Source organism: Chitinophaga sp. 05T412, assembly GCF_056396465.1.
Map to the genome: position 1 here is coordinate 167,435 of NZ_JBFTLN010000017.1, position 12,023 is coordinate 179,457.

Here is a 12,023-nt window from a genome sequence, read left to right on the forward strand (position 1 = left end):
GTAACATGAACGTTGAAAAAGCAGATGTGGTAGTAATTGGCGGAGGTGTCTTCGGCTGTGCTATCGCCTATTATTATACGCGGAATAATCCGGGAAAGAAAATAGTAGTGTTGGAACGGAATGAGCTGTGCAATGCAGCCACCAGCCGGGCGGCAGCGCTGATGACAAGAATCCGCCCAAAGAAAGCATTTATACCGTTGTCGCTCGAAACCTACCACGCCGTAGCGGAAATGGAACAACAGCTGGGAGAAAGCCTGGATATGAAAACAGTAGGCGTGATGCATGTGGCGGCTTCTGAARGCAGTGTGAAAGATCTGGAAGAATTAATGTCAATTGCCGGGGAATTTAATGAGCCATGTGTTTACATTACACCGGAGGAAGCCCGGCAACGGGCACCATGGCTGAAAACAGACGAGGTATTACGTATCGGGTATATTCCACAGGAAGCTTATTGTGATCCTTATTTGTTGGGCACCTTTTATGCCCGCTGTGCAAAAATGCAAGGCGCCGATATCCGGCTGGGAGTTGAAGTAACTACGGTGCTGATGGACGGCAATGTAACCACTGGTGTCCGCACAAAAGACGGTGAGATACGCGCGGATAAAGTGATTATCGCGGCAGGCGCATGGGCGCCGCTGTTTGCGGCACAGGCAGGTGTAGGCTTGCCAATGGCGCCGGTAAGAAGTCAGTATTGGATCACGGAAAGAGCGGCTATATTTCCTTCCGAAGCTCCCATCGTATTGTTACCGGATGCACAGGCCTATACCCGGCCCGAAGGAGGCAGCCTCCTGTTTGGTATCAGAGAGAAAAAGTCATTCAGTGTTTCACCGGAAGAGATACCTGCGGATATCAGCAACTTCGTATTCAGTCCGGATAAGGGAATGCAGGATTTGTCGGAAGTGATAGAAAGACTGGCCCGCTTCTTCCCTGGTGTTTATGAAACCGGTCTCAAATATTATATGGCAGGATTTTCAGGTTATACACCAGATAATAATCTCTCTATGGGGAAGGTACCTGGTAAGGAAAATCTGCTAATGGCCACTGGTTGCGTGGGGGCGGGGATCGCTGTTTCAGGTGGTGTGGGATATGCCTTTGCTGAAATGGCTGCCGGTCATCCAAATCCATACGATTTCAACAGCTTTGACATCGGCCGGTTTGGGAAAATAGATCCTTTCAGCAGGGAGTGGCTTGATAAATGTGCCATGGCAAGATCTTTAAAGAAAAGCGGTTGATCCGCCGGCAGAAGTATATCTTTTCAACAACTAAACCGGCAATATGAACCCGTTACAACGACTACTTAAAAATTCTGATTTACTCTTCGTATGCTGGTGCATGGTGGCAGCTTTCGGTACCTACTTTTGCATGTATGCTTTCCGGAAACCATTTAATACCGGTACTTATACCGGTTATAGTATTGGCTTCCTGGATTATAAGGTGGTGCTGATTATTTCACAGGTACTGGGGTATATGGTATCAAAGTTCATTGGTATCAAGGTGATTGCGGAACTAAAGCCTGCTAACAGGCAAAAGCTGATTATCAGTCTTATTCTTTTTGCAGAAATATCGCTGGTGTTATTCGGGATGGTACCGGCGCCATATAATTTCTTTTGCCTTTTCCTGAATGGTCTTCCACTGGGTATGGTATGGGGCGTTATTTTTAGTTATCTGGAAGGACGACGGTTTACAGAAGTGCTGAGCATGGGACTGAGCACCAGCCTGATCATCTCTTCCGGGTTTTTGAAAACGATTTATCTCCAGGTACATAGTATCTTCCCATTTCTAACTGAATTCTGGATGCCGGCCATAGTAGGATTGGTCTTCCTTCCTTTTTTTCTTCTCTTTGTATGGATGCTGTCTGTAATTCCTGCGCCAACAGAAAAGGATATTCAGGCCAGATCTAAACGATTACCAATGAATAAAGAAGATAAGAAAAAGATATGGCGTCAGTATAGATGGGGACTTATAGGGATCATTATCGTCTACGCGCTGCTAACCATGTTGCGGGATTTCAGGGACAATTTTTCCGTGGAGGTATGGAGCGAACTGGATAAAGGCTGGCGCCCGGATGTATTTGCAAAAACAGAAAGTATCTCCGGCGCTATCGTCCTTGTTGCCATTGGTTGCTTGTCGGCCATCAAAAAAAGTATCACTGCCTTTTGGTGTACCTTCGGATTAATCTTTGCCGGCCTTGTATTAAGTGGATGCTCCACACTCTTATTTCAACTGCATTGGCTAACACCATTTTGGTGGATGCTGCTGCTGGGTATGGGATTGTTTCTGGCATATATTCCCATTCAGATCGCGATTTTTGAACGACTCATTGCCGTTTTCCGGATAAAAGCTAATGCAGGTTTTTTTGTATATACTTGTGATTCCATTGGCTATATGGGTAGCGTAGGACTGCTGCTGTATAAGGAATGCCTGGATCATAATCATAGCTGGACAACCATGTTGGTAAATTTTTCCTATCTGCAAACAACCGTTGCTATCGGAGTATTGGTGCTCACCGCGCTGTTTTTTTATCGTAAAGCAAACCAACAGCATCAAACAGCTGCCGCATCCGCTGCTATCTCATCTTAATACAATAAAATTAATGCTACAGAACAATGAAAATTAAATTATTACTATGCCTGGCAGGATTAACAGTGGGCCTGTCATCAAGGGCGCAACAGCAACATGCCACGCAAAATATTATCTATATCTCCATCGACGGCTATCGCTGGAAAGAACTGTTCAGAGGAGCAGAACATGCATTGTTGGTCAATAAGAAATATAATGAAGATACTGCCCGTAATTTGAAGAAATATTGGACAGAAGATCCGGAGGAGAGAAGAAAACTGCTCATGCCTTTTACCTGGAATTATATCGCACAACATGGACAAATTTACGGTAACCGTGATCTGGGTAACAACGTGAATGTACGTAATAAAGCCTGGATCTCTTATCCCGGTCGTGCTGAAACCCTTTCCGGATATGCCGATCCGGCTATTACGTCAAATGGTCATCCGGATAATCCTAATGAAACGGTACTCGAATTCCTCAACAAACAACAGGGGTTTAAAGGCAAGGTAGTGACGTTTGCCTCATGGGATGCAGTAGCGAAAATTGTGAATCGCAATCGTAGTGGTATGCTGGTGAATATTCCCTTTGATAATCTTACGGATGAACATCTTTCTGAAGCGGAAAAGCTCGCCAGTGAAACACAACATTATGCACCAAAGATCTGGGGAGATGGCGAACGGTTGGATGCAAACACATACGCCATCGCACGGTCGTATATTTTCGCACATCATCCACGGGTGGTGTATCTTGATCTGGCAGATACCGACGAGTACGCACACGAAGGAAAATATGATGCTTACCTCGAAGCCATCCATAATATTGATGCCATGATTGCCAACCTCTGGAAAGGATTACAGGAAGATAAATTTTACCACAATAAAACAACCTTTATCATTGTACCAGATCACGGCCGCGGTGATGACCATCAGTGGACCAGCCACGGCGCTTCTATTCCTCATGCCAACGATACCTGGCTGATGGTACTGGGACCAGATACAGCTCCATCGGGAGAAATAAAAACAGCACAACAACTTTACCAGGACCAGTTTGCGAAAACGCTTGCTGCTTTTCTCGGTTTTAACTTCACCAGCACACATCCGGTAGGAGAAGCGGTGACCAGTGTTTTAGGAAAATAATGATGATGAAGAAAATATTTTTGATGTGGTCATGTATGGTATATGCTACAACCCTTGTTGCACAACAACCTGTATATACCCTCGATTTTGACAACAATAATTTTAAATATCCTGTTCTGGCAGATTCGGAAGCAGTATATACTGTTGACCTGCAGCAGCCACAGTTTGCAAAAGGATTGAACGGTTATGCCCTGGATCTTTCTGCTAACGCCATTTTGAGGCGGCCGGTAAAACCAGATAAAACGGCACTGCCGTCATTTAATGGCAACGCACCTTTTACGGTACAGGTATGGGTGAAAACGTTGCCCGGCGCACTCATGGGAACTCCCATAATGGGAAATAAGAAAGCAGATGATCCTGCCACCTCAGGGTGGCAGATCTATTCACAGGAAAATGGTGCCTGGGCGCTACTGTTAAATGATGGCAAAAACCGATACGATTACAAGCCTACCGCTCCGCGGCAAAGGATCAATGATGGCGCCTGGCATCAGATCGCTTTTACAGTAAGGCGCGATAAACAGGAAGTATGGATGTATTTTGATGGCCGTAACGTAGCCATTTACAACACGCCCGGTGCAGGAAGCTTTGAAAGTGAAAATGCTACGGTAATCGGCGGCTCAGATGAAAAATGGGAATATGGTTCCAATGCACAATGGAATGCCTTTAATGGCTTTATTGATGAGGTGAAAATCTGGAATCAGACGGTCATGCCGGAAGCCATACACCAGTTATACACTACCTGGTTCCCGGGAACGCCTGCTGGTGAAACATTGGCGCCCAGGCAGCTGAAAGTACTCTCCTGGAATATATGGCACGGGGGCCATCGTTACGGCCAGTACGTAGGCTTGCAACGACTGATAGAAACGATTAAATCCACCAATGCGGATGTGATTGGCCTGGTGGAAACGTATGGCTCAGGTGAAGTAATTGCCKATTCACTCGGTTATTATCTTTACCTGATTAGCTCCAATCTTTCTATCCTCAGTAAATATCCATTTACAACAACTTTTATTTCGGATAAGCCATTCAATAGTGGTGGCGCTACATTGAAGCTGGCTCCGGGAAGAGAGCTTGTTTACTTTAATACCTGGCTGCATTATCTCCCGGATTATGGAGATAGCATTGTGAATAAACACAAGCTACCTGCGGAGCTGATAGCGGATGAAACCAAAACACGACAAGCTGAAATAACCAGTATCCTTGAAAATATACAACCGTTTATTAAAAATGCACACCGTATTCCGGTACTGTTGGCAGGCGATTTCAACATGGGTTCACATCTTGATTGGATACCTGCTACCAGCGCTATTCATTATGGTCTTGCGGTGGAATGGCCGGAGAGTAAGGCAGTACTAAATGCAGGGTTTACGGATAGCTACCGTAAGCTGCATATTAATTCACTGTTAGATCCTGGTTTCACCTGGACTCCGCGTGCGGCCACGGCTTCCACGCGGTATGGCCTGAGAGACCGGATCGATTTTATTTACTACCAGGGAGCAAAGCTGCATCCTATTGAGTCGCGGGTAATAGATTATCACCCGGTAATGTTTCCTTCGGATCACGCCGCAGTGATGACGGTTTTTGATTGGGTGGAAGAGAAGTAAAAAGTGATTTAGTGATGAATAAGCCCCCGCTGTTGTAGCGGGAGCTTATTCATAAAATGGTTTCATCTTGCTGCTTTCATTCTAGAACTTTTGTAACAGGCTATTTTGTTGGTAAGAGAGCTCCCTACCCAAATTTCGTTTCCAACGGCGATGGCTACTGTGCCCCATCCAAAGTCCCTGCTGCCTCCATCAATCAGGGAATCAGCAGTAAATGTTACTGGATTAATTTCCGCTACTGAAAATTGATTACCACCTTCTTCCTGTTGGAGCGAATGCGCCTTGAAAAGAATAGCTGGACTTGTTTTTTGACCGGTTATGAGCAGATTCCCTTTTTCCGTCCAGCGTAAATTGTCGGTGAGAAAATCCAACTGGATATAGGAATCAACGACAGCTTTATTCAGTGAAAACTTCCATAATCGACGCTTTGCCCATTCCGAAACATAAAGCATTTGCCCATCCCTGGATATTTCAATGCCATTGGCCCCTGATAGCAATTTATCATTGAGCGTTTGCCATCCGTGGTTAGCCGTCCATTTCCAAACCTGCCCTGTAGGCTTGCCCTCTTCGAATTCGTCAATGAACTTTTTATCTGCAGGGTCGTACATACTGGTCACGAAAACCGTTTCGTCCGGAGATATCACAATTCCATTGGCCCATACAGTTGTTGGAAGCCCGAGACTTTTGCTCCAGGTAATCTGCAGGTTTCCGGAACGTAAATCAACATCAAAAACCTCAATGGTCTCTTTGCTTCCATGGTTTATAACAAATAGCCGGTACCGGTTTATCCCGGTTTGCAGACAATTAATTCCATGCGGCCTGAATAGGTTGTTAATAGGATTATTCTCCGATGGCTTCCCGTTTTTTAAGGTTACTGGTCCTGGAAAAACTTCCAGTGGCGCTGCGTGCTGTTTATGCAAATCAATCGCCATCAGCTTCCCGGATGTAGTCGTAGATGGACTGTAGCAGCTGACAATGATCCAATGAGACCCTGGTAATTGGAGCAGGTCCTCTGGTCTTTCTACACCAGTCAGAAATCGCGCTGGTTGATCCTGTGCCATCAATTTTGGGCGGAAACCCAGCGTTAGCAAGAGTATAATCACCAGCAGTAACCTTGTGATATATCTTTTTGTCATTAATTCGTGTATTAATTCTCTGGTGAGCAGCCCCTTGTTTTCAGCATGTAGGAACGGCAATTTGAAAAGCAGGTGATCAGTGATTAACCATTGCCATGGCGCCTTCGCTRTAACGGGCCCCTATGTTAGGATATTTCGCAGCTATTGCATCAATCAATGCCAGTTCCTGATCGGTCAATTGAACCTCAACTGCACCGGCATTTTCTTCGAGATATYTTCTCCTTTTGGTTCCGGGAATGGGGATGATATCATTACCCTGCGCAAGTACCCAGGCTAACGCCAGCTGGGCGGGAGTACAGTTTTTGTCTTTTGCCAATAGCGCGAAATCAGCAACCAGCCGCGCATTATTTGCTGCATGCTCGCCTTGAGAGCGCGGCAATGTCCGCCTGAAATCATCTTCAGCGAGACTATTGAGATCGAGTACATTGGAGAATAGTCCTCTTGCCAGGGGAGCATAAGGAACCAGGCTGATTTGTAACTCCCTGGTAGTTTTCAGAATTTCGCCCTCTACATCACGGGCCAGCAATGAATATTCGGTTTGCAGCGCTGTAATCGGGTGTACGGCATTTGCTTTTATGATGGAAGCAGGCGAAGCTTCGCTCAAGCCGATATAACGGACCTTGCCTTCTTTGACCAGATCAGCCATAGCGCCTACTGTTTCTTCAATTGGTACATTCGGATCAATCCGGTGGGCATAGTACAAATCAATGGTGTCAATTTTCAGGCGTCTCAGGCTTTGTTCCACGGCAGTTTTAATCCAGGCAGGGGAACCATCGACAAATGTATTGGGTGTTCCGCTATGCCCTGCAACACCATTTTTAAACCGGAAGCCAAACTTTGTGGCGATGAATATTTTTTCCCGGTTAGGGACCAATACTTTTGAAATCAGCTCCTCATTGGCTCCATTGCCGTACATATCAGCTGTATCCCAAAAGTTGATGCCCAGATTTAATGCCTTTTCAAGTGTGGCTATGTTTTCTTTATCATCTGCCGGGCCGTAAGCAAAGCTCATACCCATGCAGCCAAGGCCAATAGCTGACAGTCGTTCATTTGTTTTTCCCAGATTTCTGTATTGCATGATCATTAAATTTTGTTCTATGCAAAAGTAGAAATGGGAGACATCGTTTGTTTATAACAATCAAACGAATACTTACACTATTCAAACAGCTATATTGCGAAGTTGGTTGGGCGACATGCCCGTGTGCTTTTTGAAGAAATTGGTAAAATACGACGGGTACTCGAATCCCAGACCATATGCGATGTCTGAAATATTCCAGTCGGTATGTTGCAGAAGTGCCCCCGCTTCTTTAGCTATCCGGGCAGCAATCTGTTCGGAGGTCGTTTTCCCTGTGGTTTCCTTTACAGCGCGGTTCAGATGATTAACATGCACCGACAGCGCATGAGCGTAATCAGCGGGCGTTTTCAGTGACAGACTTGCAAATGGTGAATCTATTGGGAATTGCCGCTCCAGTAGCTCCAGGAATAGCGCCGAAACCCGCGCCGAGGCATTGGCATATGCGCCAAAATTGTCGGCTGGATTGGATTTCATCGCCTCATGGATCAGCAGGTGCAAATAACTGCGCAGCACATCATATTTCTGAGCATAGCTGGAAGCCATTTCCGCCATCATCTTTTGAAAGATGGCAGAAATCTCCTGCAGCTGTGCTTCGTCGGGAAAGAAAATGGGATTGCTCCCTATTTTAAAGAGCGGGGAATCCCGTAGACTTTCTACGCGTTCCGTGTGCTGGATGAAGCCTTCCGTAAATAGACAGTACCATCCCGATTGCTGCTCAGACTCCGGTTCCCAGGAATAGGGGACTACCGGATTTGAAAAAAGCATGGCAGGGCGGTCTATCTGTACCCACTTGTCGGCATAATAGAGCTTGCCCCTTCCTATGATCAGAGATGCCTTGTAAAAATCCCTGCGGCTATAAGGCGAAACAACGGAACAAGCGTCCCGGCAGAAGACATTAAAATGCCCTATGCCCGCATTATTGGTGGATTGCTGTGTGGCAACCTCTTTGGGTAGTCTTTTGTAAAAATCTTCAACACTTTCTGTCGTTTTCATTATATAAAATTATAAAAATCAAACATGATTTCAAAAGGAGAGATTGCGATATCTGGTAAAAACGTTTTGGGAGAATGGCATCAGGCGACTAAAGGGTTAAATGTTCAATGCCGTTCTCAAACAATATCTGCAAAAAAGCTAATTGTGCGGGTTATCTAGGCTTTAAGGTTTCCAATTTTAATGTTTTGTTTCGCCAACCTTCATAATAAAAGGTTGTAGCAGGAGGCCATCCATAACAGGTGTTCTATTTTCGGAAAAATTGAAAAGATCATCTATGGTGTATTCAATAATAGTTGTTGAGTTATCATTTTCTCTGTACAAGGAAATGGGAAGTATGATATAGTCTCCTTGCCTGATTTCCCTATTGAAAATTGATTTCCAGTTAATGCCATCGTATAGCGTTTTATCCTTGAGTTTATCCTTCATCTCCTCCGGTGTATATTTTGAAGGAATAATAGATTCTACTTTGTTTTCTGGAGAAATGAGATACTTAACAGAAAACAATGACGTTGATTTGTTGTCATAAAGTCTTTGCGGGTACCTAAGGTTTTTACTTAAAACTTTATATAGCTGCTCTACATCTTTTTCTCCGCTTTTGTTGCTTTGTTGAGCGCTGGTAGTTAGAATGGAATATAAACAGATGAAAACAACACCAATCAATCTTTTCATAATCGGAAATTTAGGGCTATAGTGACAATTTAATTTTTATATGTCCATCTTCATGCTGATGCTTCTTTCACCCATTACTCCTGAGCTTACGACTAATTATATGATTAAAAATGGAGCCGACGATACCGGCAATGATAAACCTATAACACTTATACCTATTTTAGGATAGTAATTAATCTATTTGTACCCTGAGCGTGTTCGTGCCGCTGGTATTTAACGTTTCCATTCATCCTGCCATCTCTTGAATTCAGAGGGACGAACCAGGTACCTGGCGAAATTCCCTTCATGTAACGATAATAATTCTGTTTCTACGACTTCGATTAACCTACCTCTATCTACCTTTGGTAGTTCTTCTGCCTGGTCCTGTAGAAAGGGGGCTACTTGTTGTCTTGGCATTGCCTCAGATATTATTTTTCTAATGATGGCCCGGATTTGGTCGCGGTATTTAAGCCGGAACGGATCAGGTTCACCTAATGATTGTCTGAGTACGGAGTATTGAGCCGCTGAGCGTTCATAAGCCCAAATGAAAACATCCTTTAGTAATTCAATCCTATTTAATTCATAAACACCCATCAAGCCCTTTGTATATAACTCATTCGGTACATCAATGAAAGATAGAGGTGCAAGGTTATGTTTATTCAAAGAAATATTAGAGGCTAATCTGGATACCCTTTTATTCACATCATCAAAGGGTTGTAAGTAGGGTATGTGTACCATGATAAAAAATGCTTGTTCAAAAGGATTCTCAATTTGAGATGCCTTATGAAGCATTAGATCGAACATCTCTTCAATGAGCTGAGGGACAGCCAATGGTGTATAGACACTGTTTTGAATGCCTACGKGAATATGTCTTAATCTTCCTGAGGCAGCCGCATTTGGAAGAAGGTTATTAGATAGAAGTGAATGAAGATTTAGCAGCGTATACCTGTTAAATCCGATTTCATCTGCCAGTTGTACAATAAATTCAATAGCATCCTTGTGGTTCAGGATCATTTGTGATTCCTTTGCCGACTTGTTATCTGCAACCTGCCCAGAAGAAATCAGCCGCTCCGTATCCAGGAGGGAGTAAGTATTACCTTCCAGGCGACTGGAGTTCCATGATAAATCGATTAATAATCGGTTAAGAATTTCTTTAGCATAAGTACCTGCGGGTTCATTTAATCTGGCTGTATTACCTAATGATTCCAATTTTTGTAATTCTGATGAAGATAGATAACTGCTGATATTTGGTTGATATTTTTCCAGAAAACTGCGGTTGTATCCAACTGGCTGGCGTTGTTGAATAGGGCTTTGTACGATTGTTAATAGCTCTTGAGCAGCTTCCGATAAAATGATCGTAGTAGACTGGGACTTATTGGCCCTTGAATTTTTATCAACTACATGGTAGCGGAGGTTACGTGCAACCCCCGACGTTATTATCTGCCCGTTTTTTTTAAGTTCATCTAATCTCCGGCGAAATGTGCGGGGTGTTAACTTTAGGCCACTTGTGGAAATAATCTCATTAAAAGAAGCTCCATCCGGAAATTCTTCAATCGCCTTGAAAAGGGCAGCATTCTTTAATGTGGAAACAGAGGCCATAACACCATGTCATTTTTCCAAATTTAGGACAAAAATTGGGTGAAAAAGCGATTTTTTGACAAAATAATCGTTTTTAGGACAAAAAAATGTCCTCATATTTCAGTTTAGGACATTTTTTGTCCTAAATATTACAATTATTGATCTGGAATTAATGAATTAAAGTAAGGACAGAAGATATATAACAGAAGTGATTTTGAGAAGTAAAGAGATATCACTTCTTGTGGCCCCGGCTAATAATTATATTTAATTTTTCAGAAAGACTACCCATGAAGAATAATTTATGTTACTGGACCTTTTAGTATCCCTGCTTGATATTTTTTTCGTGTAGTCATTCCAGTGAGTGGACAGTATAATGGTTTAGTAGATATGCAAGGGTTCTCAATATCGATTTAGATTTTTAGTACACTGAATTGTTTCAAGCCCTATTCGGATTTTTCCAAATGCCAATAAATTGTATATGACCAGTTGTCAAAAGAAAATTGCTTTGATCCTTCCGTTTTAGCCAGGAAATCTCCATTACTTTTGTCTTCTGCTGATTCTGCACAGACGTCGGCTTCATCGTCATCCAACCTGCATTTAAATGATATTTTCTCCCCGCGGAGAATATCTGAGAGCTTAAGTTTCATGTCAATGGTGATGCCATCATTTTCATAGGTTCTATCTGGAATATGAAAAACGCCTTCTGATTCTGAATCAGATTTTGCCTGGAAGCAGAATAACCAGGTTCCACTTTGCGGTGTCTGATGCATAATAAGCTTATCGATGTACAGATTGTAATATTTCTGTTGAGCGTTAGTAGTTGAAAACGTAACTACTGATAAAATTACAGCAATAAACATGACTATATATTTCATGATGTGCTTTTTAGGAGTTAATAGATAAGAAGGAAATAATGTCTACAGTGATTTTGAGGGTTGCGATGCTACATTAATTATACTGTCCACTCTAATTTAGGCCTTTCATTATAAATGTAAACTAGCTATATATAGCTATGATTAACTCACTGCTGCGATAATCCACCTTTCCCGCGTGTTTATCAATTCCACCATCAGGGTGTGTGAAGCTAGCGATCTAACTGATTATCTTTATTTGCCAGGATTCAGCACAGCCTGACTCAGCATCATTATGTAAGCTTCCCTTAAAACTAGGCCACTAGGGATTAGAGATTTTGGCTTCGAGCTGCTTTTGGGCATACTTTACAGGCGACAGATATCCGAGTGACTTATGAGGTCTCTCCATATTGTAATCCTGTTGCCATTCCTCAGCCATAAAC

At 43.3% G+C, this 12,023-nt stretch carries 11 protein-coding genes; 4 read left to right on the plus strand and 7 right to left on the minus strand.

Translation table 11 applies throughout. The features are described 5' to 3' along the window. The first annotated feature begins 5 nt into the window (after nt 1-5). Genes AC1DFM_RS29725 through AC1DFM_RS29740 form a run of 4 tightly spaced genes read left to right on the plus strand, consistent with a single transcriptional unit; the run spans nt 6 to nt 5,302 of the window. Nucleotides 6-1,232 (plus strand): NAD(P)/FAD-dependent oxidoreductase, encoded by a 1,227-nt coding sequence (locus tag AC1DFM_RS29725; RefSeq protein WP_477080421.1) that lies wholly within the window; start codon nt 6-8, stop codon nt 1,230-1,232. 43 nt (nt 1,233-1,275) lie between these two features. Further along, nucleotides 1,276-2,580: a DUF5690 family protein gene (locus AC1DFM_RS29730; RefSeq protein ID WP_477080422.1), complete on the plus strand. Its 1,305-nt coding sequence runs from the start codon at nt 1,276-1,278 to the stop codon at nt 2,578-2,580. A gap of 26 nt (nt 2,581-2,606) precedes the next feature. After that, nucleotides 2,607-3,698, plus strand: coding sequence for an alkaline phosphatase family protein (locus AC1DFM_RS29735; RefSeq protein ID WP_477080423.1), 1,092 nt, complete (start codon nt 2,607-2,609; stop codon nt 3,696-3,698). Nucleotides 3,699-3,703: 5 nt separating this feature from the next. Next, complete coding sequence (locus AC1DFM_RS29740) at nt 3,704-5,302, plus strand: LamG-like jellyroll fold domain-containing protein (protein ID WP_477080424.1); 1,599 nt, start codon at nt 3,704-3,706, stop codon at nt 5,300-5,302. 62 nt (nt 5,303-5,364) lie between these two features. Here the strand turns inward: AC1DFM_RS29740 and AC1DFM_RS29745 are convergent, their stop codons facing one another. The 7 genes from AC1DFM_RS29745 to AC1DFM_RS29775 all read right to left on the minus strand — a co-directional run bounded on the left by AC1DFM_RS29745 (nt 5,365) and on the right by AC1DFM_RS29775 (nt 12,019). Further along, nucleotides 5,365-6,435 (minus strand): SMP-30/gluconolactonase/LRE family protein, encoded by a 1,071-nt coding sequence (locus AC1DFM_RS29745; RefSeq protein WP_477080425.1) that lies wholly within the window; start codon nt 6,433-6,435, stop codon nt 5,365-5,367. A gap of 76 nt (nt 6,436-6,511) precedes the next feature. Continuing rightward, nucleotides 6,512-7,513 (minus strand): aldo/keto reductase, encoded by a 1,002-nt coding sequence (locus AC1DFM_RS29750; protein WP_477080426.1) that lies wholly within the window; start codon nt 7,511-7,513, stop codon nt 6,512-6,514. 81 nt (nt 7,514-7,594) lie between these two features. Beyond that, nucleotides 7,595-8,503 (minus strand): helix-turn-helix domain-containing protein, encoded by a 909-nt coding sequence (locus tag AC1DFM_RS29755; RefSeq protein ID WP_477080427.1) that lies wholly within the window; start codon nt 8,501-8,503, stop codon nt 7,595-7,597. 177 nt (nt 8,504-8,680) lie between these two features. After that, complete coding sequence (locus AC1DFM_RS29760; protein ID WP_477080428.1) at nt 8,681-9,172, minus strand: hypothetical protein; 492 nt, start codon at nt 9,170-9,172, stop codon at nt 8,681-8,683. 213 nt (nt 9,173-9,385) lie between these two features. After that, nucleotides 9,386-10,750 (minus strand): Fic family protein, encoded by a 1,365-nt coding sequence (locus tag AC1DFM_RS29765; protein ID WP_477080429.1) that lies wholly within the window; start codon nt 10,748-10,750, stop codon nt 9,386-9,388. A 422-nt stretch (nt 10,751-11,172) separates the two neighbouring features. Then, nucleotides 11,173-11,604 (minus strand): hypothetical protein, encoded by a 432-nt coding sequence (locus AC1DFM_RS29770; RefSeq protein ID WP_477080430.1) that lies wholly within the window; start codon nt 11,602-11,604, stop codon nt 11,173-11,175. A 298-nt stretch (nt 11,605-11,902) separates the two neighbouring features. Further along, entirely contained in the window at nt 11,903-12,019 is a 117-nt protein-coding gene (locus tag AC1DFM_RS29775) for an integrase core domain-containing protein (protein ID WP_477078152.1), read from the minus strand. Nucleotides 12,020-12,023: the final 4 nt, after the last annotated feature.

Coding starts and splice junctions, on each gene's coding strand:
- AC1DFM_RS29730 (WP_477080422.1), top strand. CDS start 1,276: ATGAACCCGTTACAACGACTACTTAAAAATTCTGATTTACTCTTCGTA.
- AC1DFM_RS29770 (WP_477080430.1), bottom strand. CDS start 11,604: ATGAAATATATAGTCATGTTTATTGCTGTAATTTTATCAGTAGTTACG.
- AC1DFM_RS29735 (WP_477080423.1), top strand. CDS start 2,607: ATGAAAATTAAATTATTACTATGCCTGGCAGGATTAACAGTGGGCCTG.
- AC1DFM_RS29775 (WP_477078152.1), bottom strand. CDS start 12,019: ATGGCTGAGGAATGGCAACAGGATTACAATATGGAGAGACCTCATAAG.
- AC1DFM_RS29760 (WP_477080428.1), bottom strand. CDS start 9,172: ATGAAAAGATTGATTGGTGTTGTTTTCATCTGTTTATATTCCATTCTA.
- AC1DFM_RS29745 (WP_477080425.1), bottom strand. CDS start 6,435: ATGACAAAAAGATATATCACAAGGTTACTGCTGGTGATTATACTCTTG.
- AC1DFM_RS29755 (WP_477080427.1), bottom strand. CDS start 8,503: ATGAAAACGACAGAAAGTGTTGAAGATTTTTACAAAAGACTACCCAAA.